Source organism: Pseudomonas reidholzensis (assembly GCF_900536025.1).
Classification (GTDB): domain Bacteria; phylum Pseudomonadota; class Gammaproteobacteria; order Pseudomonadales; family Pseudomonadaceae; genus Aquipseudomonas; species Aquipseudomonas reidholzensis.
The window spans coordinates 44,396-66,665 of the sequence record NZ_UNOZ01000013.1; the positions used below are offsets into that span (position 1 = coordinate 44,396).

Below are 22,270 nucleotides of genomic sequence, written 5' to 3' on the forward strand. Positions count from 1 at the left end.
GGCCAAGCCGCTTCTGGACGCATGAACCTCGACACCCGAATCAAGTACCGCCACCTCCTGTGCTTTCTCGAGATCGCCCGCCAGGGCAGCCTGGCCCGGGCCGCAGATGTCCTGGCGATCAGCCAGCCGGCGATCTCCAAGACCCTCAAGGAGCTCGAGGCACTGCTCGAAACCCGCCTGTTCGAGCGCACCCGCCTGGGCGTCGAGCTGACCCCGGCCGGCACCCGGTTCATGCGCTATGCCGGGCCCAGCGTGCAGGCCCTGCGCGACGGCGTCAGCACCTTGCGCGGCGAGGCCCGCGCGCCGTCGCAGGTGCGCATCGGCGTGCTGTCGACGGTCGAAGGCCTGCTCATGCCCGAGGTGCTCTGCCGCCTGCACCAGCGCCACCAGGCGCTGGTGATCAGCGTGGCGACCGGGGTCAGCGCGCAACTGCTCGGCCAACTGCACCTGGGCGAGCTCGAACTGGTGGTCGGCCGCATGACCGACAGCCCGCAGATCCAGGGCTTGTCGTTCGAGCACCTGTACAGCGAGTCGATGAGCCTGGTGGTGCGCCCGGGGCATCCGCTGCTGGCCCGCCAGCCGGTCGAGCGTGGGCGCGTCGGCGACTATCCGCTGGTGCTGCCGCCGCCCGGTACGACCATTCGCCAGCATGCCGACAGCCTGTTCGTGCAGTGCGGCATCCAGATGCCGGCGCAGCGCCTGGAAACCCTGTCGCTGGCCCTCAGCCGGCGCTACCTGCTGGGCAGCGATGCGGTGTGGGTGGCGCCGCGCGATGCGGTGTTGATCGACCTCGGCCGCGACGAGGTGGTCGAGCTCGACCTGGGCGTGCGCGAGCCGGGTGGCTCGGTGGGCATCTGCCGTAACGCGGCGCTGCCGCAGAGCCTGCCAGCGCAGTGGATGTGCGAAGTGTTGCGCGAGGTGGCGGGGCAGTATCGGGACGGCGTTTATCCGTGAATCGCGGCGCTAAAACCGATTGGAAATAATTAGCCACAAAACCCGGGCAAACCCGCGCTATCAGGTCAATACTGGCCAATGGCTGTAAAGCACGCATGAAGAAGCTTTCACCCACTGAACTTCCGGCCTGCAAGCCGCTCTTATGCCGGTAGCCATTGGTAATGGCCGCCTGATAAGCTCGCGGCTTTACCCTGATTTGCCCTTATGGCGCATGAACAAGGAACTAGCATGAAACAACATCGTTTGGCGGCTGCGGTTGCCCTGGTAAGCCTGGTACTGGCTGGCTGTGATCAACAAGCCAGCAGCCCCGAGCTGAAAACTCCGGCACAGAAAGCTTCCTACGGTATCGGCCTGAACATGGGCAAGAGCCTGGCTCAGGAAGGCATGGAAGACCTTGATTCGAAAGCAGTGGCCCTCGGCATCGAAGACGCCGTCAGCAAGAAAGAGCCACGCCTGAAGGATGAAGAGCTGGTCGAGGCCTTCACCGCGCTGCAGAAGCGTGCCGAGGAGCGTCTGACCAAGGCCAGCGAAGAAGCCGCTTCGGCTGGCAAGAAGTTCCTGGAAGAAAACGCCAAGAAACAAGGCGTGGTCACCACCCCTTCGGGCCTGCAGTACGAAGTCGTGAAGAAGGCCGATGGCCCGCAGCCTAAAGCCTCCGACGTGGTGACCGTTCACTACGAAGGCAAGCTGATCGATGGCAAGGTGTTCGACAGCTCGGTCGAGCGCGGCAGCCCGATCGACCTGCCGGTCAGCGGCGTGATCCCAGGTTGGGTCGAAGGCCTGCAACTGATGCACGTCGGCGAGAAGTACAAGCTGTACATCCCGGCTGAGCTGGCCTACGGCGCTCAGAGCCCGAGCCCGCTGATCCCGGCCAACTCGGTCCTGGTGTTCGACCTCGAGCTGCTGGCGATCAAGGATCCGAGCAAGGCCGAAGGCGACGCGCCGCAAGCCGAAGCCCCGGCCCAGTAAGGCCAAGGCTGTGCCCAGCGCCCCGTCTCGACGGGGCGCTGTCGTATTCGGCGGTCGGCCGGGGCGAACCTCGGCCGGTGCGCACGGTCGCACAAGGACAGCCCGCCGCGCGGCCGCGACTGACGCAAAACGTTTGCGCAACGGTAACCACTGTGTAAAAAACGCCCGATCTGAGCGGGACCCTTGCCCACTGGGCACCCCGCGACGGAAACTGAGCCCTGTTCACAAGGTTATCCACAATAAATGTGGATAACCTCAGCCGATCTGGAGGCCCCATGAGCGCACCCTGGAACTTCGCCCGCTTCCTGCCCCTGGCCGAGCGCTTGCTCAGCCGTGGCCGCTTGCCGGCCCTGCTGTTTGCCGTGGCCCGCAAAGGCCCGCGGCTTGGCCAACTGCGTGAGGACGTGCGTCTGCTGCAGGCGCTGTGCCTGGCCTGGTGGCGCGGCGAGTACCGTGCCATCAGCCCCAGGGCGCTGGTCACCATCGTCGCCGGCCTGCTGTATTTCGTCAGCCCGCTTGATGCCATCCCCGACTGGTTGCTGGGGGTGGGTTTTCTCGATGATATCGCCGTGCTGGGTTGGGTGTTGAAGACCGTGGCCGATGAGCTGGGCCGCTTCAAGGCCTGGCGCGATGGCCAGGCGCCCGAGCGCCTGCGGGTGGTCGAGCGCTTGCCAGACACCCCGGAAGCCTTGCGCCTGGAGCGTCGCACGCCTTGATGGGTGGATGACCTGCACAGACTCCCGCGCTTGGTCATATAATTGGCATAAGGGTTATGCCGAGGGATTACATGCAGTAGTCCTACGTGAGGGGGTAGTGATGGGAATTCAGGTCATCAGCCGGGACGGTCAGCCCGAATACGCTGTCGTCCCCTGGGAGCAATACCAGGCGCTGCTCAAGGCAGCGGGCCAGCCACCTGCCAGCGTCACCGCCGAGGTGGAGCCCGGCGCCAGCGACAGCGCCGCCGCCAGTGTCAGCTTGCCGGCGTTGAGTGAGCTGGCGCAATTGCGTGAAGCCAAGGGCCTGGCACCTGAGGTGCTGGCCCGTAACGTGGGCATCAGCCCGGCGTACCTGGCCATGATCGAATCCGGCGAGCGCGAGCCGGGTGCGCCGATATTGCGCAGCCTTGCCTGGCATCTGGGGATCAAAGGCTGGAGCGAGCCATCATGAGCCAGGTGAGGATCAGCCGTCAGCAATGGCAAGGCCTGCTTGACGAGCTTGATCTGGCCCGGCGGCAGCGTCACCTGCTGACGTATCGTGCGTTGCTGGAGCGGTTGCAGTTCCCTACGCCGGCGATGCAGACGCTGACTGCGGCGCTGGAGTACCTGGCGGTGCTCGATGCGCGGGCTGAGCAGCCACTGCGCAGTTCTTTGGTGATCAGTCAGGGGGCGAGTCGTCTTCCGCGGACGGGGTTTTTTGAGTGTGTGGAGCGGCTTGGGCGGTTTTCGGGGCCGGTGGATGGGATGGAGGCGGCTTCGTGGCATGCTTCGGAGGTGGTGCGGGTGTTTGAGTACCGGTATCCCGAAGAGGCGTGAGGTGTCAGTACAGACACCGCAAAAAAAAGGGCTGACCGCTTACGCGATCAGCCCTTTTTCATACCGCGCGGATTAGTGCTTGGCCACCCGCGAATCCAGGCTCAGGTAGTCGAGCAGGATACGCCCGGTTTCCGACAGGTACGCGTCATCTTCCGGCTTGGTGTCTTCATCCTCGACCGGCAGCGCGTCTTCGTCTTCTTTCTTCAGCTCCTTGAGCGGCTCTTCACCCTTGGCCTTGCGACGGATGTTCTCCAGGGCCAGTTGCTTGCCCTCGATGTCATCGTGGCGGGCGCGGCGCTCCTGCTCGTTGAGGCTGACGGTCTTCTCGTTCATCAGCTTCTGGGTCAACGCCAGGCGGTCACGGATATAGGCAAACTCCGCGTCCTTGGCGCTGCGCGCGTCATGCCGGGCCTTGAGCTCCGCCAGGTACGGCTTGAACGGATCCGCCGCCGGCTTGATCACCGCACGGATGGTGTCCCACGGCATGGCCTCGGGCAGCGCGCTTTCGCCAATTTCCTTGGTGTCGATGATCGACGGGTAGTCGATGTCCGGCAGCACGCCCTGGTGCTGGGTGCTCTGCCCGGAAACCCGGTAGAACTTCGCCAGGGTCAGCTTCAGCTCGCCATGGTTGAGCGGCTGGATGGTCTGCACGGTGCCCTTGCCGAAGGTCTGGCCACCGATGATCAGCGCCCGGTGGTAATCCTGCATGGCACCGGCGAAGATCTCCGACGCAGAGGCCGAGAGGCGGTTGACCAACAGCGCCATCGGGCCCTTGTAGAAGGCACCGACGTTCTCGTCTTCAAGCACGTCGACACGGCCGTCGGCGTTGCGCACCAGCACGGTCGGGCCCTTGTCGATGAACAGGCTGGTCAGCTCGGTGGCTTCCTGCAGCGAGCCGCCGCCGTTGTTGCGCAGGTCGATGACCACGCCGTCGACTTTCTCTTTCTGCAGCTCGGTGAGCAGTTTCTTCACGTCGCGGGTGGTGCTCTTGTACTCCGGATCGCCGGCACGGTAGGCCTTGAAGTCCAGGTAGAAGGCCGGGATCTCGATGATCCCCAGCTTGTAGTCACGGCCGTCCTGCTTGAGCTTGAGCACCGACTTCTTCGCCGCCTGCTCCTCGAGCTTGACCGCTTCGCGCGTGATCGAGACGATCTTGCTGGTCTGGTCGTTTGGCGCGTTGCTCGCCGGGATGACCTCCAGGCGCACCACCGAACCCTTCTTGCCACGGATCAGCTTGACCACTTCGTCCAGGCGCCAGCCGACCACGTCGACCATCTCCGCGTTGCCCTGGGCGACGCCGATGATCTTGTCGGCCGGGGCGACCTGCTTGGTCTTGGCCGCAGGGCCTGCCGGCACCAGGCGGACGATCTTGACCTGGTCGTTGTCGCTTTGCAGCACCGCACCGATGCCTTCGAGCGACAGGCTCATGTTGATGTCGAAGTTTTCGGCGCTGTCGGGCGACAGGTAGTTGGTGTGCGGGTCGTAGGACTGCGCAAAGGTATTGATGTAGGCCTGGAAGATGTCTTCGGCACGGGTCTGGTTCAAGCGCGACAGTTGGTTCTTGTAGCGCTTGGTCAGGGTTTCCTGGATCTGCTTGGGATCCTTGCCGGCGATCTTCTGGCGCAGCACTTCATCCTTGACGCGTTTGCGCCACAGGTCGTCGAGCTCGGCCTCGTTCTTCAGCCATGGCGCGTCCTTGCGGTCGACCAGCAGCGACTCGTTGCTGGTGAAGTCGATCTTGTCGACGCCCTTGCCCAGCTCGGCCAGGGCGAAGTCCAGGCGCGACTTGACGCGGTTCAGGTAGCGCTTGTAGATGGTGAAGCCAGGGTCGAGGTTGCCACTTTTGAGGAAGTCGTCGAACTGGGTCTTCCACTTGTCGAATTCGGCGATGTCGGAGGCGGTGAAGTAACTGCGCGACGGGTCCAGCAGCTTCAGGTAGCTGTCATAGATGATGACCGAGCGGGCATCGTCCAGCGGCGGCTTGCTGTAGTGGTGGCGCTTGAGCAACTCGACCACATTGAGGCTGGCAACCACCTCGTCGCGGTCGGGCTGCAGGCTCTCCCACTTGTTCGCGGCCGTCGCATTGCCGCCCAGGGTCAGGCTGCCGACGCCGATGAGCAGGGCGAGGGCAGTGCTGGGCAGGAAATGCTTCATGCTGATTCGACGTAAAGGCAATTGATCACGCATAGTAGGCCGTCTATTCCGTTCGCCGGTTCCGAGGAGCCGGAAAAATACTGCAAAAAGCCCGGGACACAGCGATCCCGGGCTCAGTCATGACTCAACTATGGAGGCACTGTGAAGGCATTGCAAGGCGTTGAAGGACATGTGGAGTGGGTCGAGGCCGAGCGCCCGACCTGTGACGCCGGCCAGGTACGCATTCGCGTGGCCGCCGCGGGACTCAACCGCGCTGACCTGCTCCAGCGCGCGGGGCTGTACCCGCCGCCGCCCGGTGCCAGCCCCTACCTGGGCCTGGAATGCGCCGGGGTGATCGAAGAGGTCGGCCCCGGTGCCGACTGGCGCGTGGGTGATCGGGTGTGCGCGCTGCTGGCCGGTGGCGGCATGGCTGAAGAAGTGGTGGTGGATGCCCGGCACGTGCTGCCGGTGCCCGAAGGCCTCAGCCTGCACGAAGCGGCGGCGATCCCCGAGGTGTATGCCACGGCCTGGCTAAACCTCTTCCAGCTCGGTGGCCTGAAGGTCGGTGAAAAGGTCCTGGTGCATGCGGGCGCCAGCGGCGTGGGCTCGGCGGCGATCCAACTGTGCAAGGCGTTCGGCAACCCGGTGTGGGTCAGTGTCGGTTCGCCGGAGCGCCTGAGCTATTGCCAGGGCCTGGGGGCAGAGGGTGGCGTGGTGCGTAACCAGAACCTCGACGACCTGGATGGCCTGGGGCCGTTCGATGTCATCCTCGACCCGGTTGGCGCCAGTTACGCGCAGCTCAACCTCACGCTGCTGGCGCGCGATGGCCGGTGGGTGATCATCGGTTTGATGGGCGGGCGCAAGGTCGAGCTGGACCTGGCCCTGGTGCTGGGCAAGCGCTTGCAGGTGACGGGTTCGACCTTGCGCAACCGCGATGACGGGTTCAAGGCTGAGCTGTTGCAGGAGTTGGGGCAGCAGGTCTGGCCGCTGTTCAGCGAAGGCCGGCTCAAGCCGCAGCTGGTCGATACCTACCCGGTGGCGTTTGCCGAGGCGGCGTATGCCGAGCTCGAGACTAATCAGGTGTCGGGCAAGCTGGTGCTGGTGATCGACGACACCCTGGTCTGATCGTAAATCCCCGGGGCCGCTTTGCGGCCCTTTCGCGACACAAGGCCGCTCCCACAGGTGCCCTGTCAGATCCAATTGCGGCGCAACCCCTTGTGGGAGCGGCCTTGTGTCGCGAAAGGGCTGCGCAGCGGCCCCAAGGATCTCAAGACCAGCTCAGGATCGGCCAGCCATTGGTCTGCGCATGCTCGCGCAGCACCGCATCCGGGTTCACCACCTTCGGATGATCCACCTTCAACAACAGCGGCAGGTCATTGCGCGAGTCCGAATAGAAACTCGCCCCCTCCAGGTTCTCCTGCTCCTGATCCAGCCATTCCAGCAAGCGCGTGATCTTGCCTTCACGGTAGGTCAGCACGCCATGGGTGTTGCCGGTGTACACCCCGTTCACCGCCTCCAGCTCGATCGCCAGGTACTCATCCACGCCCAAGCGCGCGGCAATCGGCCCCACCAGGTGCGTGCCAGACGCCGAGATGATCAGGATCCGGTCCCCCTGCTTGCGGTGCTCGGCAATACAGCGGCACGCGTCACCGAGAATGATCGGCTCGATCACCTCCTCGACCCACGGCTCGACCAGGTGCTCGACCTCTTCCAGGGTACGCCCGGCGACCGGCTCGAGGCTGAACGCCATGTACTCTTCCATGCGCAGATGGCCCTTGCCGTAGGCCTCCATCAGCTCATGGTCGCGGCGCACGAACGCCTTGCCATCGACCCAGCCAAGCCGTGCCATCTGCTCGCACCACAACGACGAGCAGTCACCGTGAATCAGGGTTTCGTCCAGATCGAATATTGCCAAAGCCATTGCGCATATCTCCTAAGCCACTTCGCGTAGCGCCGAGGGGTCGATCGACAAGGATACCCGTTGTCCGTCCGGATGCAGATCGGCAGATGAGCGGTTGAGCACATCCACCACCAGCTCCACCCCCCGCACCTCGACCCGGTAGCGGATGACGTTGCCCAGCAGGCTGTGGCTGCGCACCTGGCCGTCCAGCTCGCCGTTCAGGCTCAGGCTGATCGACTCCGGGCGGATCGCCAGGCGGCTGCTCACCGGGCGCTGCAGCAGGCGGCTGGCGCTGTCGGCGTCGAGCAGGTTGTAGTTGCCGATAAAGCCGGCGGCAAACAGGTCCACCGGTGCGGTGTAGAGGGTTTCGGCGTCGCCGCTCTGGACGATCCGGCCCTGGTTCATCAGGAAGATCCGGTCCGACATGGTCAGCGCCTCTTCCTGGTCGTGGGTGACGAAGATGGTGGTCAGCCCCAGCTCACGCTGAATCGCCCGAATCTGCTCGCGCAGGTGCTTGCGGATACGCGCATCCAGCGCCGACAGCGGCTCGTCGAGCAGCAGCAGGCGTGGGCGCGTCACCAGCGAGCGGGCCAGCGCCACACGCTGGCACTGGCCGCCCGACAGCTGGTGCGGGTAACGCCCGGCAAAGCTGCCCAGCTCGACCAGGTCGAGCACTTCGCACACACGCGCCAGGCTCTCGTCGGCGGGGGTCTTCTGCATGCGCAGGCCAAAGGCGACGTTCTGTTGCACGGTCATGTTGGGGAACAGCGCATAGCTCTGGAACACCATGCCGATGCCGCGCTTCTGCGGGCTCAGCGGCACCAGGTCGTGGCCGTCGAGGAGGATCCGCCCGCTGTCCACCGGCGTCAGCCCGGCAATACAGCGCAGCAGGGTCGACTTGCCGCAGCCCGAAGGGCCGAGCAGGGTAACGAACTCGCCACGTTCGACCTGGCACTCGATGTCATGGAACACCGGGCTGCCGGCGTAGCTCTTGTGCAGTTTCTGCACGCTGACGAAGCTCATCTCAGGTTTTGTCCTTGTTCAGGCGGTTGGCGACCCAGGTCAGCAGCAGCACGAAGGCGAAGTACGAGATCACCAGCGCGCTGTTGAAGTGGCCGCTGCTGTTGCGCATGTTGTTCAGGTACACCTGCAGGGTCTCGTAGCGGGTACCGACCAGCAGGTTGGCGAACACGAACTCGCCGAACAGGAACGAGAACGACAGCAGCAGCGCCACCATCAGGCCCTTGCGCAGGTTCGGCAGGACCACCAGGATCGCCGCTTGCCAGGTGCTCGCGCCAAGCAGCTGGGCGGCGTCCATCAGGTCACGCAGGTTGATCGCCTGCAGGTTGTTGGTGATCGCCCGGTACATGAACGGCAAGGCTACCGTGAAGTAGCAGCCGATCAGGATCCACGGCGTGCCGACCATCGCCATCGGCCCGCTGCCATACAGCTGCAGCAGGCCCACCGAGGACACCACCGGCGGCACCGCGAAGGGCAGCAGGATGAGGACGTTCATCAGCGCGTCGAGCCGCGGGAAGTGGTAGTGCACGACGAACAGCAGCGGCAGGATCAGCACCACCGACAGTATCAACGCGCCCACGCACACCAGCAGCGACTGGCCGAACGCGGCGAGAAAGCGCGGCTCGCTCCACAGCGCCACGTACCACTTCAAGGTCAGGCCGCTGGGCAGCAGGCTCGCCGACCAGCTGGTGGAGATCGAGTAGAGCAGGGTGCCGGCCAGCGGCAGCAGCAGAATCAGGAACAGCAGGTACACCACCAGCCGGTGGTACAGGCCACCCTTGCCAGGTTCAGCGCGCATGGTAGCTCCTCTTCAACAGCCATTGATGGACCACGGTGACCAGGGTCATCAGCCCGACCAGCAGCATGGCCAGGGCACTGGCGAGGTTGGGGTCAAGGGTGATGTCGCCAGACACCAGCGCCGCGATGCGGATCGGCAGCACGTTGAAGTTGCCGGTGGTCAGCGCGTAGACCGTGGCGTAGGCGCCGAGGGCGTTGGCCAGGAGGATGACGAAGGTGCCCAGCAGCGCCGGGGTCAGCACCGGCAGGCCGATGTGCCGCCAGTATTGCCAGGCATTGGCGCCGAGCAGCGCGGCCGACTCGCGCCAGTCTTCGCGCAGGGCGTCGAAGGCCGGGTAGAGCAGCAGCACGGCCAAGGGGATCTGGAAGTAGGTGTAGACCAGGATCAACCCGCTCTTGGAGTAGATGCTGAAGTCTTCGAGCAGGCCGACCTGCTTGAGCAGCAGAGTCAGGGCGCCGTTGAACCCGAGCAGGATGATGAAGGCGAACGCCAGCGGCACCCCGGAGAAGTTGCTGGTCATGTTGGCGAAGGCGGCGACGAAGTCGCGCAGGCGCGAGTCGACCTGGTGCAGCGAATAGGCGCCCACGGTGGCGATGAGGATGCCGAACAGGCTCGACCAGAAGCTGATCTCCAGGCTGCGCTGCACGGCCTGCAGGTAGAACTTCGAGGCGAACACCTTGCTGAAGTTGTCCAGGCCCCAGCCGCCATCGCCTTGCAGGCTGTGCACCGCGACCCAGGTCAGCGGGGCGATCTGGAAGATGATGAAGAACACCGCGAACGGCAGCAGGCACAGCAGGGCCAGGTAGCGGCCCCTCACTTGAGCAGCTCCCGGCACACGCTCTTGTCGTGGCGGGCGCCGAGCAGTTCACAGATCGTCCCGCACAGCTCGGTCTGCAGCGGCTTGGCGGCCGGGTCGAGGCTGAACGCACTGCCGAAGACGAACAGCGGCACCTCGCGTTCCTCGGCCAGCAGGCCGTTGTGCGAGCGGTCGTGGTTCATGCCGTGGTCGGCGGTGACCAGCACCTGGTAACCCTCTTCGAGCCAGCGCGGCAGGTAGTCGGCGAGGAGGATGTCGGCGCCGCGCGCGGTGTTGCGGTACTGGCTGCTGTCGAGGCCGTGGCGGTGGCCGGCATCGTCGATGTTCATCGGGTGCACCAGGAGAAAGTTCGGTGCATGCCGGCGGCGCAGGTATTCGGCGTCGGCCAGCAGGTGGGAGTCGGGGTAGTGGTCGGCGTAGTAGAACAGGCCGTGCTGGATCGGCAGCTTGGGTGCATGGGTGTGGCGGTCGCGCAGCGGGTCGAACGGCGAGCGGTTGTACAGCTCGCTCATCCAGTGATAGGCCGCTGCGGCGGTGCCCAGGCCAGCCTCGCGGGCGTAGTGGAACACGCTGCGCTGGTTGGACAGGCGGTTGACGTTGTTATGGACGATGCCGCTGTCGATCGGCGGCACGCCGGTGAGGATGCACTCGTACAGCGGCCGCGACAGCGACGGCAGCTCGCATTCGACCCGGTACAGCGCGGCGCGGTCGGCCTCGACATAGGCGTGCAGGTGGCCCATCGCGTGGTGGGCGACCTGGTAGTTGAGGCCGTCGAGCAGGACCAGGATGACGTTGTGTTGCATGTGAGCTCCGCGGGAGGTGGGTCAGTCACTGCGGTGTGGTCCTCTTCGCGGGTAAACCCGCTCCCACCAGGATCACCACGGAGCCTGTGGGAGCGGGTTTACCCGCGAAAGGGCCGGTTCAGGCGCCGAAGCGCCTTGGCCTTACTCCATCTCGATGATCACCTGCTCCTGCCACTTCTGCGGCAGGGCCTTGGAGGTCTTCTCCCAGGCGTCGGCGTTCTTGATGGGCTGGGCCGGTGCGTACTGCTCGTTGGGCAGCAGCTTGGCCTGCACGTCCGCCGGCAGCTTCAGGTGCTCGGCGCGGATCGGCCGGGCATGCCCCTTGGCCAGGTTGACCTGGCCGGCATCGCTGAAGATGTACTCACGCGTCAGCTTCGCCGCGTTGGGGTTTTTCGCGTATTTGTTGATGATGGTGGTGTAGCCGGAGGTGATCGAACCGTCCGCCGGGATCAGCACTTCGAAGCGCTTGGGGTCGATCTGGTCGCGATAGCTCAAGCCGTTGAAGTCCCACACCACGCCGACTTCCACCTCACCCTTCTCGAGGGTCTGGATGGTCGGGTTGGCCAGCGACAGGCGCTTCTGCTGGGCCAGCTTGGTGAACAGCTGCAGGCCCGGCTCGATGTTGCTCTCGTCACCCTTGTAGGCGATGGCGGCGGCGAGCACGCCATTGGCGGCCTGGGCGGCGGTGCCGACGTCACCGATGGCAACCTTGTACTTGCCCTTTTCCAGGTCGTGCCAGGTTTTCGGCCGCTCGCCTTCCTTGACCAGGTCCTTGTTGATGATGAAGGCGATGGTGCCGGTATAGGCCAGCGCCCAGTGGCCGTCCTGGTCCTTGGCCCATGCCGGCACCTGCTCCCAGGTGCTCGGTTTGTACGGCTGGCTGACGCCCTTGCTCACGGCAATCGGGCCGAACGCCGCGCCGACGTCACCGATATCGGCGCTGGCGTTGTCTTTTTCGGCGTCGAACTTGGCGATTTCCTGGGCCGAACTCATGTCGGTGTCCATGTGCTTGAGGCCGTACTTGCTGGCCAGGTCTTCCCAGGTGCCTTTCCAGTTGGCCCAGGCATCCGGCATGCCCACGCTGTTGACCGCGCCTTCCTTGCGGGCGGCGTCTTCCAGTGCCTTGAGATCGTCCGCGGCCATGGCCGAGGTACACAGTGCGATGGCCGAGCCCAGCAGTGACGCCATGAAGAACTTTTTCATCCGAAGCTCCTTGGGTGGGGGATGCCTTGCAATCGAGTGGTGTCGCGCGAACCGTGCGTGCCGACGTGGGTGGTCTAGGTCAGCAAACCTTGCGCCAAGTTAGGCGGCTTGCGTGACAGTTTGATGTAGGAAGGCGCCCGGCATGCCTGCCTGGCGGCTCTGGGGATACAGCGTAGACCAGATCGCAGGCCCTGAACCGCAAGGCTTGGCCCGGTTCTGGCAGGGGCTCGCGCAGGGCTTTGTCACAGGATGTTCATCGGCTGTGCCTAGGCTTGCACTACGCTCCAACTGCCCTGTTCTGGGGCTGGACTAGTCCAGATAGGTAACCTTTGATGCAAGCGACGCCACCGCGTGCGGTAACAGCCATCTGTCATGCCTTGCAGGAGCAGATCGAACACGGCCTGTTGGCGCCGGGTGGCAAGCTGCCGGCCGAACGCAAGCTCAGCGAGGTGTTCGCCACTACCCGCATCACCTTGCGCGAGGCGTTGGTGCAGCTCGAGGCGCAGGGGCTGATCTACCGCGAGGAGCGGCGTGGCTGGTTCGTCGCGCCGCAGCGGCTGACCTACGACCTGATCCAGCGCAGCCACTTTCATGCGATGGTCCGCGCGCAGGGCCGGCTGCCGAGCACCGAGCTGCTGTCGGCGCGCCTGCAGCCGGCCTCGGCGCTGATCTGCGCGCGGCTACGCCTGCCGGCGTTGTCCAGCGTGGTACAGATCTGCCGGCTGCGGCGGATCGACGGGCGGGCGGTGCTGTATGCCGAGCATTACCTCAACCCGCGCTACTTCCCGAACATTCTCCAGCACGACCTTGGCCAGTCGCTGACCGAGATCTACGCCCGCGAGTACCGCATCGAATACGGCCAGGTGTGTTTCGAGATCCTGCCGACCGCGCTACCGGTAGCGGCGGCGACGGCCTTGAAGGTGTCGGCGGGCAGCCCGGGGCTGCACATCAGCCGGGTCAATAGCGACCAGCATGGGCATCTGATCGACTGTGACCTGGAGTATTGGCGCCACGATGCGATCCGCATCAGGGCCGAGGTGGGGTAGCGTACAGGCGGCCAGCTTATGCCAGGTTTTCGAGCAGGCCGGCGTCCCGCAGCAGGTCCACGATCACTTGCTCATCGACCGCATAGACGCCACGCGAGGCTTTCCAGACCAGCTTCTTCTCCTGCAGCGCGATCAGTGCCTGTTGAACACCGGGCACCTCGACCTTGATGGCGTTTTCAGCGATCCCGACCTGCGCCATCGCTCTCGCATACAGCTCCAGGGTGGGGGCTTCGAAAGGCGCATAACTGTCGCCCTTTGCGCTCATCACACGGATAACGGCGGACTGAATAGGTGTCAGGCTATGAAGTACTTTCTGCAGGTTTGCATTGAGCTCATCGGCTTGTGCCCGGACCAGGATCGCGAAGCGTTCTGGCACGTCTGCAGGGGCCAGGGTGAAGTCGAAGCGAATCTCATCGGCGGCAGCCCCTAGCAGCTCAGGCCGGTAGCCACACGCCTGGAACAGCTCGAACACGTTTACAGGATCGAGCGGATACGGCAGATCGACATTCGCGCAGAACCAGTCGATGAAGTCTTGATCCAGGGTTGGAAAGGGCACCATGGATGCGCCAAAAAACGCCTGGTCCTTGCTGTTGCGGAGCATGGCCAGCTTGTCCCGGTTCGATCCGGTGCAGACGATGCGCAGGCCATGGTGCCTGGAGCTGTTGAGTTCGTCTCTGGCCGCCTTCAGTGCGAACAGGGCCGCTACGCCGGCGTCGGTAGTGATCGCGTGTTGAGCTTCGTCGATCATCAGGACGATGATTTTCTTCGACTCATCCGAGAGCGCCACCAGCGCCTTGGTCAAGTCGATGTCCGTGCCGAGGCCGATCTTGTCCAGGCTGAAACTCAGGCCAGCAACAGTCACATGCTGCATACCGGCATTTTTCGCCAGGCGAGTGACGAAGCCTTCGTTGTGTCCCACGACCTCCCTGACCGCTTCCACGATGACCAGGCCGGGGTCCTTGGTCAGGTCCTGCCACAGATCGGCGTACAGGACGATCGCGCCCGCCGCCTCCAGCGCTGGGCGCAGGTCTTCTCGTGCAAAGGTCGACTTGCCGGTGCGTCGAGGCGCTGCCAGGAAGACCCCCGAGCTGGCGGCACTGCCCACGGCTACCTGGGTGATCAGCTTGGACAGGCGAGCTGCCAGGGCAGGCCGGTGGTACAGGATTTCAGCCATGGTCGGGATGCTCTATAGGAAACTATAGAGCGATTATAGACCCATTATTTTCAGCGTCACGCCGACCCATGAGGTCTTTTATAGGTAATTATAGAGCGATTATAGAGTGATTATAGATCCCTAGTGATCAGCTCACCTCCAGCGACCTCAGCTGGCGCTCCCCGTATCGGTAAGCCCGCCACCGCCCGCCGTCACCACCTGCACCGACAGCCGCGGCATGGCCAGGTCGACACCGGCCTCGTCCAGTTGCCGCTTGAGTGCCAGGTTGAACGCCCGCGACACTTCCCACTGCTTGATCGGCGCGGTCTTGAAGCGTGCGCGCAGGATCGCCTGGCCGGACTCGAAGCTCTCCACCCCCTGCAACTCCAGCGGCGACCAGATGTTGCGGCGCATCAGCGGGTCGTTGCGCAGCTTCTGGCCGACCTCGCGGATCAGGCTGATGGCCTGGTCGATGTTCATCCCGTGCGGGATCGCCACGCGGAAGATCGCGTAGCCGAACTCGCGCGAGTAGTTCTTGATGCTCTTGATCTCGCTGAACGGGATGGTGTGCACGATGCCGTCGATGTCGCGCAGGCGCACGGTGCGGATGGTCAGGCCTTCGACCGTGCCCAGGTGGCCGCCGACATCGACGTAGTCGTCGATCGCCAGCGAGTCTTCGATGATGATGAACAGCCCGGTGATCAGGTCGGCGACCAGCGACTGTGCGCCAAAACCGATGGCCAGGCCGATGACACCGGCACCGGCCAGCAGCGGCGTGACGTTCATGCCCATGTTGGCCAGGGCGACGATCACCGCAATGATGAAGATGGCCACGAACATGACGTTGCGGATCAACGGCATCATGGTCTGCGCCCGGGCGTTGGCCAGGCCCCGGCGCGAGCGCACCAGGGCGTGGTGCACGGCGGTGTCGGCAAGGATCCACACCAGCCACGCGGCGATCAGCGTGCCGGCCAGGCCGAGCAGGCGCAGGCTGACTTCATGGCCGTCGCCCTCGGCGAAGCTGATCATCGACAGGCCCCACACGCGCAGGCCCAGCTCGATGAACAGCAGCCAGATGAACAGGTGCAGCAGCGCATAGCCGAAGTTCTTCAAGCGCTCGGCATACACCGCCTGGCGCCGGTTGGCACGCTTGGGGTTGGCGGCGTGGCGCCGCACCAGGCCATTGAGGACCATGCACACCACCACCAGCACGGTGCACATCAGCGACTGGCGCAACGCGGTGCTGGTGTCGCCGGCGGAGACAAAGGTGGCGAACAGCGAGATCGCCACGAGGATCATCGCCGGGATGAACCAGAAGCTGCCGAGGATCTCGATGGTGTCGCTCAAGGTGCGCCGGGTCAGGCGCCGCGACAGCGGCTGGTTGCGGATCAGGTGGGCGATCGGCCGGCGGAAGCGCAGCACGAACACGCCGGTGCACAGCGCCGCCAGCACGTTGGCCAGGGTCGCCAGGGCGTGCGCCAGGTGGCTGCCCAGCGCCACGCTCAGGCGTGGGTCGTTCATCGCCTCGCCAAACGCGGCAAAGCTGCCGATCAGCCACAGCGGGCGGAAGGCCTGGTGACGGAGGATGTGCAGCGCGCGGTGGCGGTGCGGGCCGTCGAGCAGCGAGAAGGCGATCACGCAGATCGCCGAGAAGCAGGTGCCGACTACCAGCGCATAGGCCAGCACCATCGCCATCGACTTGCCCAACGACGAGGGCAGGGCAAAGCTCAGGTACACGGTGAACACCAGCGCCACCAGCCACGGGCCGAGCTTGCGCAGGGCAAAGCGCACCAGGTCCCAGGTGCGCGGGTGCTGCGGCAGCTCCTCGGTCAGGCCGAAGCGCAGGCGCACCCGGTGGCCGATCCAGTTGAAGGCGTAGGCGAGCAGGCTCCACACCGCGATGATCGCGGCAAAGCCGAACAGGATCGCCGGCCACTGGTGCACCGGCACCATCAGGTCGCTGAGCTCGGTCTGCGCTTGGTCGATCTCCTGCGACCAGCGGCGGAACGGGCTGGCGTCGCCGCTGAACTGCTTCTCGAAGTCGTGCAGGGCGCCGCCGATCAGGCCGAGTACGCCCTGTTCCGGGCTGGTCTGGGTCTGCTTGCTGGCGTCGCGGAGTTTTTTCAGGTCGGCCAGCAGCTTGGCCCGTTGCTGGTCGTTCTCGAGGTTCTTGATCACCTCGTCGAGCGACTTGCCCAGCGGCTCGCTGGCTTCCGGCTGCGCGGGCGCGCTGGCCCCCAGCAGCCCAGGCAGGCCGGCGGCATGCGCCGGGGTGATGAACAGCAACAGCAGCAGGGTCAGGCAACGCAGGAGGGCAGGCACCGGGAAATCTACCTCAGGGCAAACGATCGCCCGAGTGTAGAGGTTTATGTGGGCAGTTTCTCAAGGATCTTCCAGCACATGATGCCGAAGATGCCCAGGGTACCGAGCCACATCATCAACACACCGGCGTTGCGCTCGCGCAGGCTGAAGCCGATGGTCAGCAGCATCAGCAGCAGGAACACCGGCAAGAACAGCGAGAGGAAGGGGGACATGGTCAGAATCCTTCTGCTTTGGGGCCATGTAGTAAGCATAGCGCGTGGGGCAGGGCAGAGGATTGATCCGCGGCAGGTTGGCGGCCTGTGCCGGCCTCTTCGCGGGTAAACCCGCTCCCACAGGTCAGCATTGAATCCTGTGGGAGCGGGTTTACCCGCGAAGAGGCCAGCACAGGCCGCGTCTACTTCAAGGCAATTCGCGGGTCCGGTAGAACGCGGTCAGCACCTTCACCAGGTGCGCCAGGTCCTGGCTGCCGCACAGCTCGCGGATCGAGTGCATGGCAAAGGTCGGCAGGCCGATGTCGACCGTGCGCACGCCCAGGTGGCTGGCGGTGATCGGGCCAATGGTCGAGCCACACCCCATGTCGCTGCGCACCACAAAGCTCTGCACCGGCACTTCTTCGGCCATGCACAGGTGGCGGAAGAACCCGGCCGTCTCGCTGTTGGTGGCGTAGCGCTGGTTGTTGTTGACCTTGATCACCGGCCCGGCATTGAGCTTGGGCCCGTGGTTGCCGTCGTGCTTGTCGGCGTAGTTGGGGTGCACGCCGTGGGCGTTGTCGGCCGACACCATCAGCGAACGCTGAACCGTGCGCACGTACTCGTCACCGTCAGGCAGCAGGCGCTGCAGGGTCTGCTCGAGCATCGGCCCGTCGGCGCCACAGGCCGAGCTGGAGCCGACTTCTTCGTGGTCGGTGCACACCAGCACGCAGGTTTCGTCGCTGTCCGAGGCCAGCATCGCCTGCAGGCCGGCGTAGCACGACAGCAGGTTGTCCAGCCGCGCACCGGCGATGAAGTCGCCGTGCAGGCCGATCAGGGCAGCGTCCTGGGTGTCGTAGAAGCTCAGCTCGTAGTCCAGCACCACGTCGGCGTTGAGCTCGTGCTCGCGGGCCAGCTGCTCGGTGAGCAGGGCACGGAAGTCGACCCGCTCGTCACCGGCGACCTGGGCGATGATCGGCGGCAGCTCGAGCTGCGGGTTGATCGGCCAGCCTTCGTTGGCGGTGCGGTTGAGGTGGATGGCCAGGTTGGGGATGACCGCGATCGGCAGCTTGAAGTCGACCAGTTGGCTCTCGACCTTGCCGTCGCGGCGGAAGGTGACGCGCCCGGCCAGCGACAGGTCGCGGTCGAACCACGGTGCCAGCAGCGCGCCGCCGTACACTTCCACGCCCAGCTGGAGGAAGCCGTGGCGCTGCAGCTCGGGCTGCGGCTTGACCCGCAGGCACGGGCTGTCGGTGTGGGCACCGACCATGCGGATGCCGCTCAGCAGCGGCGACAGCTTGCCGAGCTTGATGGCGATGATGGAGGAGTCGTTGCGGGTCACGTAATAGCGCCCACCCGGCACGGTGGCCCAGCTGTCACGCTCGTCCAGGCGCTGGAAGCCGGCGGCCTCGAGGCGCTGGGCCAGGCTGGCGGTGGCGTGGAAGGGTGTCGGGGAGGCCTTGAGGAATTCGATCAGGCCCTGGTTCAAAGCGTCGCGCATAAGTCACTCCAGACAGCAGTGGCGCGAGTTTAACGCAGATGAGCGACAATTTGTGTCGGCCTCTTCGCGGGCAAGCCCGCGCCTACACGGACCCTGTAGGAGCGGGTTTACCCGCGAAAAGGCCGCTGCGGTCTCAGAACGGTGCCGGGCACTCGAACTTCAACCGCTCACCCGAAACCGGATGGGTAAAGCTCAGCATGCTCGCATGCAGGCACAGCCGCTCATGCGCCGCCAATGCCTCAGGGTTGGCATACAAGCGGTCGCCCAGCAGCGGGTGCCCGATCGACAGCATGTGCACGCGCAACTGGTGCGAGCGCCCGGTGATCGGCGTCAGCTCGACCCGGCAATAATCCCCACAGCGCTCGACGATGCGCCAGAAGGTCAGCGCATGCTTGCCTTGCTCGTGGTCGACCACGTGCCGCGGCTTGGTCGGCGGGTCGTAGCGCAGCGGCAGGTCGATGCTGCCGCTGTCCAGCGCCGGCTGGCCCCAGCACAGCGCGGTGTAGGCTTTTTCGGTCTCGCGGTCGTGAAACTGACGCGACAGCTCGCGGTGGCTGGCGGCATCGCGGGCGAGCAGGATGATCCCCGAGGTTTCCCAGTCCAGCCGATGCACGATCAGCGCGTCCGGGTAGCCGTTTTCCTGCAGGCGGGTGATCAGGCAGTCCTTGTTGTCGTCGGCCCGGCCTGGCACCGAAAGCAGCAGGGTCGGCTTGTTGATCACCAGGATCGCGGCGTCTTCATGGAGGATGTGCACATTGGACAGCGGCATTGCGGGTTCTCTGCAAATGCCAACGGCGGCGGAGGGTTGCAGGCCCCCTGTAGGCGCGGGCTTGCCCGCGATGACGCCGGCGCGAACAACCGTGTTGTCGCTGCTGACGCCATCGCGGGCAAGCCCGCTCCTACAAAAGGGGCCTGCAAACCAACCGCCGCCGTGGCTATCGCCCGGGAGCGTGTATCAACGCTCGGGCAGGGTGATGTTCAACTCGAGGATCGAGCAGCTGCCTTGGTTCTCCAGCGCAACTACCACGTCATCGTTGCCGATATTGACGTACTTGCGGATCACCTCGACCAGCTCCTTCTGCAAGGCGGGCAGGTAATCCGGCGTGGTGCGCTGGCCGCGCTCGTGCGCCACGATGATCTGTAGACGCTCTTTCGCTACCGACGCACTGGTCTGTTTCTGTCTGCCACGAAAGAAGTCAAAAAGGTTCATGGTTTATTTGCTCCCGAAAAGGCGCTCGAAGAATCCCTTCTTCTGTACATCGACGAACCGAAGTTCTTTTTCTTTGCCCAGCAGGCGTTCAACGGTGTCGCTGTACGCTTGGCCCGCATCGCTCTGGTCATCGAGGATGACCGGCACGCCCTGGTTGGAGGCCTTGAGCACTGCCTGCGATTCCGGGATCACGCCCTTGAGCTTGATCGCCAGGATTTCTTCGACGTCGGCAATGCTGAGCATTTCGCCGTTGACCACGCGCTCTGGGTTGTAGCGGGTGATCAGCAGGTGTTCCTTGATCGGCTCTTCGCCACGTTCGGCGCGGCGCGACTTGCTCGACAGCAGGCCGAGCATGCGGTCGGAGTCACGTACCGAGGAGACCTCAGGGTTGGTCACGACGATCGCTTCGTCAGCGAAGTACATGGCCAGGTGGGCGCCTTTCTCGATGCCCGCTGGCGAGTCGCAGACCACGTAGTCGAAGGTTTCCTTCAACTCCATCAGGACTTTCTCGACGCCTTCGAGGGTCAGCGCGTCCTTGTCGCGGGTCTGGCTGGCGGCCAGCACGAACAGGTTCTCGAGGCGCTTGTCCTTGATCAGGGCCTGCTGCAGGTTGGCTTCGCCGTTGACCACGTTGACGAAGTCGTACACCACGCGGCGTTCGCAGCCCATGATCAGGTCGAGGTTACGCAGGCCGACGTCGAAGTCGACGATGACAGTCTTGTGGCCACGCAGAGCTAGGCCGGTACCGATGGCGGCGCTGGTGGTGGTCTTGCCCACACCCCCTTTGCCGGAAGTAACCACGAGAATCTTGGCCAAGGTGTTTCACCCCTAAAATTGAGTCGGGACAGCTGTCCCTGAAAAAGCACATAACGGCAACGATGAAGAAGTTGCTCTAAAAATGCCGGCAAGTATCCGTTAAAGACGGGTGATGTTCAACACATCGCCAGACAGGCTGACCTGCACGCCGGCCCCCCACAATGGGTCACGTCGAAGGTCTTCGCAGACGCGGTACTGACCGGCGATGGAGACCAGCTCTGCGGTCATCTGCTGGCAGAAGATGCGTGCCTTGGTGTTGCCCTTGATCCCGGCCAGGGCCCGGCCACGCATGGCGCCGTACACATGGATGTTGCCATCGGCGAGAAGTTCCGCCCCTGGGCTGACCGAGGTGGTCACCACCAGGTCCCCGCCTTGAGCATAGATCTGTTGGCCGCCGCGCACCGGCGTAGTGATGATTCGCGTCGGGCGGATCTCGGGTTCGGCGGCTGCGGCAGCCACCGGCTCGGCCTTTTTCGCCTCGGGTTCCGGCTCCAGCGGCCGCTCGCGCGCGCCTGAAGGCGGCAACACCGGCAGGTCGATGGCGATCGCCGCGGCGATGTCCTCGATGCGGCTGGCGCGGATCGCCAGGGTCCGCAGGCCATGATGGCGGCAGACGCGCATCAGCCCGGGCAGGTCGATCGCCCCTTCGTCGGCGGGCAGCTTGTCCAGCGCCAGCACCAGCGGCGTATTGCTGAAGAAGTTCGGTGCCTGGGCCACTTTCGCAGCCAGTTGCCGGTCGAGGGACTCGAGGTCGTTGCGCGCCAGTTCCAGCACAGTGATGGCAAGCATACTGCCCTTGAGCTGGAACACGGAGGCGCTTTCGGGTATCGGGTTTAGGCTCATGGTCTGCATAGACGGCTTGTTGCTTGAAAAGTGCCCTGACTTATAACGAGAAACGTCGGTTGCCCGCAACCAGCGGCGATCCGTTGTAGAATGCTCGGCCTTTGTCTTTCCGGAAGCTTCAATGGACCGCCCGCGTTTTCGTCCCCTTTTCCTCCACCCGCGATTCTGGGGCCTGTGGCTGGGCCTAGGGCTGCTGTGGCTGACCGTGCAGCTGCCATACCGCGCGCTGCTGCGCCTGGGCCGTGGGCTCGGCGCAGTGATGTACCGCCTGGCGGGTGAGCGTCGGCGCATCGCTGCGCGCAACCTTGAGCTGTGCTTCCCCGAGCTGTCTGTCGACGAACGGCAGCGTTTGCTCAAGGAAAACTTCGCCTCCACCGGCATCGCCTTTTTCGAAATGGCCATGAGCTGGTGGTGGCCCCAGGCCAGGTTGGCGCGCCTGGCGCACATCGAAGGCATCGAGCACCTGCAGGCCGCGCACCGTGAAGGGCAGGGCGCGATCCTCATGGCCGTGCACTTCACCACGCTTGAGATCGGCGCCGCGCTGCTCGGCCAGGTGCAGACCATCGACGGCATGTACCGTGAGCACGGCAACCCGTTGTTCGACTTCATCCAGCGCAGTGGCCGCGAGCGGCACAACCCGGATTCGCTGGCGATCGAACGTGAAGACGTGCGCGGCATGCTCAAGCTGCTGCGTGCCGGGCGCGCGATCTGGTACGCACCGGACCAGGACTACGGCGCCAAGCAGAGCCTGTTCGTGCCGCTGTTCGGCATCCCCGCGGCGACGGTCACCGCGACCACCAAGTTCGCCCGCCTGGGCAAGGCCCGGGTGATCCCGTTCACCCAGCGGCGGCTGGAGGATGGCAGTGGTTACCGGCTGGTGATCCATCCGCCGCTGGAAGACTTCCCGGGGGAGAGCGAAGAGGCCGATTGCCTGCGCATCAACCAGTGGGTTGAAGGTGTGTTGCGCGAGTGCCCCGAGCAGTACCTGTGGGCGCACCGGCGCTTCAAGTCGCGGCCTGAAGGTGCACCGCGGCTGTACGACAAGAAGAAGCGCTGACAAC

Annotated in this window: 23 protein-coding genes; 8 read left to right on the top strand and 15 right to left on the bottom strand. The window is 64.6% G+C overall.

The window, feature by feature from the left end; genetic code table 11:
- The first annotated feature begins 21 nt into the window (after nt 1–21).
- From pcaQ to CCOS865_RS08180, 5 genes are all read left to right on the top strand, one after another.
- Complete coding sequence (pcaQ, locus tag CCOS865_RS08160; protein ID WP_119139621.1) at nt 22–954, top strand: pca operon transcription factor PcaQ; 933 nt, start codon at nt 22–24, stop codon at nt 952–954.
- A gap of 228 nt (nt 955–1,182) precedes the next feature.
- Complete coding sequence (gene bamJ, locus CCOS865_RS08165; protein WP_119139623.1) at nt 1,183–1,923, top strand: BamJ family beta-barrel-assembly machinery protein; 741 nt, start codon at nt 1,183–1,185, stop codon at nt 1,921–1,923.
- Nucleotides 1,924–2,198: 275 nt separating this feature from the next.
- Nucleotides 2,199–2,639: a YkvA family protein gene (locus CCOS865_RS08170; RefSeq protein WP_119139625.1), complete on the top strand. Its 441-nt coding sequence runs from the start codon at nt 2,199–2,201 to the stop codon at nt 2,637–2,639.
- A 100-nt stretch (nt 2,640–2,739) separates the two neighbouring features.
- The gene (locus CCOS865_RS08175; RefSeq protein WP_119139627.1) at nt 2,740–3,090 is read left to right on the top strand and encodes a helix-turn-helix domain-containing protein; all 351 of its coding nucleotides are present in this window, start codon (nt 2,740–2,742) and stop codon (nt 3,088–3,090) included.
- On the top strand, nt 3,087–3,455 hold the full coding sequence (locus tag CCOS865_RS08180) for a hypothetical protein (protein ID WP_119139629.1): 369 nt from the start codon (nt 3,087–3,089) through the stop codon (nt 3,453–3,455). The genes CCOS865_RS08175 and CCOS865_RS08180 overlap by 4 nt, the downstream gene beginning before the upstream one ends.
- Nucleotides 3,456–3,527: 72 nt before the next feature.
- On the opposite strand, the gene CCOS865_RS08185 is transcribed toward CCOS865_RS08180, so the two are convergent.
- A complete protein-coding gene (locus tag CCOS865_RS08185; protein ID WP_167469031.1) occupies nt 3,528–5,609 on the bottom strand; it encodes a carboxy terminal-processing peptidase in 2,082 nt (693 codons plus the stop codon).
- A gap of 141 nt (nt 5,610–5,750) precedes the next feature.
- On the opposite strand from CCOS865_RS08185, the gene CCOS865_RS08190 reads away from it, so the two are divergent.
- Complete coding sequence (locus CCOS865_RS08190; RefSeq protein ID WP_119139633.1) at nt 5,751–6,713, top strand: NAD(P)H-quinone oxidoreductase; 963 nt, start codon at nt 5,751–5,753, stop codon at nt 6,711–6,713.
- A 142-nt stretch (nt 6,714–6,855) separates the two neighbouring features.
- On the opposite strand, the gene CCOS865_RS08195 is transcribed toward CCOS865_RS08190, so the two are convergent.
- From CCOS865_RS08195 to CCOS865_RS08220, 6 genes are all read right to left on the bottom strand, one after another.
- The gene (locus CCOS865_RS08195) at nt 6,856–7,509 is read right to left on the bottom strand and encodes an HAD family hydrolase (protein ID WP_119139635.1); all 654 of its coding nucleotides are present in this window, start codon (nt 7,507–7,509) and stop codon (nt 6,856–6,858) included.
- A gap of 12 nt (nt 7,510–7,521) precedes the next feature.
- Nucleotides 7,522–8,511 carry an ABC transporter ATP-binding protein gene (locus CCOS865_RS08200; RefSeq protein WP_119139636.1) on the bottom strand — a complete coding sequence of 330 codons (990 nt, stop codon included), beginning with the start codon at nt 8,509–8,511 and terminating at the stop codon, nt 7,522–7,524.
- Between the two features lies 1 nt (nt 8,512).
- Nucleotides 8,513–9,307, bottom strand: a complete 795-nt coding sequence (locus CCOS865_RS08205) for an ABC transporter permease (RefSeq protein ID WP_119139638.1) — start codon at nt 9,305–9,307, stop codon at nt 8,513–8,515.
- Entirely contained in the window at nt 9,297–10,124 is an 828-nt protein-coding gene (locus tag CCOS865_RS08210) for an ABC transporter permease (RefSeq protein ID WP_119139640.1), read from the bottom strand. The genes CCOS865_RS08205 and CCOS865_RS08210 overlap by 11 nt, the downstream gene beginning before the upstream one ends.
- Nucleotides 10,121–10,927 carry an alkaline phosphatase family protein gene (locus tag CCOS865_RS08215; protein WP_119139642.1) on the bottom strand — a complete coding sequence of 269 codons (807 nt, stop codon included), beginning with the start codon at nt 10,925–10,927 and terminating at the stop codon, nt 10,121–10,123. The genes CCOS865_RS08210 and CCOS865_RS08215 overlap by 4 nt, the downstream gene beginning before the upstream one ends.
- Before the next feature lie 141 nt (nt 10,928–11,068).
- Nucleotides 11,069–12,130 carry an ABC transporter substrate-binding protein gene (locus CCOS865_RS08220; RefSeq protein WP_119139644.1) on the bottom strand — a complete coding sequence of 354 codons (1,062 nt, stop codon included), beginning with the start codon at nt 12,128–12,130 and terminating at the stop codon, nt 11,069–11,071.
- A 332-nt stretch (nt 12,131–12,462) separates the two neighbouring features.
- Between CCOS865_RS08220 and CCOS865_RS08225 the strand changes: the two genes are divergently transcribed.
- Nucleotides 12,463–13,176, top strand: a complete 714-nt coding sequence (locus CCOS865_RS08225; protein WP_119139646.1) for a UTRA domain-containing protein — start codon at nt 12,463–12,465, stop codon at nt 13,174–13,176.
- Between the two features lie 16 nt (nt 13,177–13,192).
- Here the strand turns inward: CCOS865_RS08225 and CCOS865_RS08230 are convergent, their stop codons facing one another.
- The 8 genes from CCOS865_RS08230 to minC form a co-directional block, all read right to left on the bottom strand.
- Nucleotides 13,193–14,350, bottom strand: coding sequence for an ATP-binding protein (locus tag CCOS865_RS08230; RefSeq protein ID WP_119139648.1), 1,158 nt, complete (start codon nt 14,348–14,350; stop codon nt 13,193–13,195).
- Between the two features lie 147 nt (nt 14,351–14,497).
- The gene (locus CCOS865_RS08235) at nt 14,498–16,651 is read right to left on the bottom strand and encodes a mechanosensitive ion channel family protein (RefSeq protein ID WP_119139650.1); all 2,154 of its coding nucleotides are present in this window, start codon (nt 16,649–16,651) and stop codon (nt 14,498–14,500) included.
- Between the two features lie 44 nt (nt 16,652–16,695).
- A complete protein-coding gene (locus CCOS865_RS28165) occupies nt 16,696–16,863 on the bottom strand; it encodes a hypothetical protein (protein ID WP_167469033.1) in 168 nt (55 codons plus the stop codon).
- Between the two features lie 187 nt (nt 16,864–17,050).
- Entirely contained in the window at nt 17,051–18,340 is a 1,290-nt protein-coding gene (locus tag CCOS865_RS08245; protein WP_119139652.1) for a M18 family aminopeptidase, read from the bottom strand.
- Nucleotides 18,341–18,473: 133 nt separating this feature from the next.
- Nucleotides 18,474–19,109, bottom strand: a complete 636-nt coding sequence (locus tag CCOS865_RS08250; RefSeq protein WP_119139654.1) for an RluA family pseudouridine synthase — start codon at nt 19,107–19,109, stop codon at nt 18,474–18,476.
- Nucleotides 19,110–19,295: 186 nt separating this feature from the next.
- On the bottom strand, nt 19,296–19,550 hold the full coding sequence (gene minE, locus CCOS865_RS08255) for a cell division topological specificity factor MinE (RefSeq protein ID WP_119139657.1): 255 nt from the start codon (nt 19,548–19,550) through the stop codon (nt 19,296–19,298).
- 3 nt (nt 19,551–19,553) lie between these two features.
- Nucleotides 19,554–20,366 (bottom strand): septum site-determining protein MinD, encoded by an 813-nt coding sequence (minD, locus tag CCOS865_RS08260; protein ID WP_119139659.1) that lies wholly within the window; start codon nt 20,364–20,366, stop codon nt 19,554–19,556.
- 99 nt (nt 20,367–20,465) lie between these two features.
- A complete protein-coding gene (minC, locus tag CCOS865_RS08265) occupies nt 20,466–21,218 on the bottom strand; it encodes a septum site-determining protein MinC (protein ID WP_119139661.1) in 753 nt (250 codons plus the stop codon).
- A 112-nt stretch (nt 21,219–21,330) separates the two neighbouring features.
- Here minC and CCOS865_RS08270 point away from each other — a divergent pair, with 112 nt between their 5' ends.
- Nucleotides 21,331–22,266, top strand: coding sequence for a lipid A biosynthesis lauroyl acyltransferase (locus CCOS865_RS08270; protein ID WP_119139662.1), 936 nt, complete (start codon nt 21,331–21,333; stop codon nt 22,264–22,266).
- The last annotated feature ends 4 nt before the right edge of the window (nt 22,267–22,270 follow it).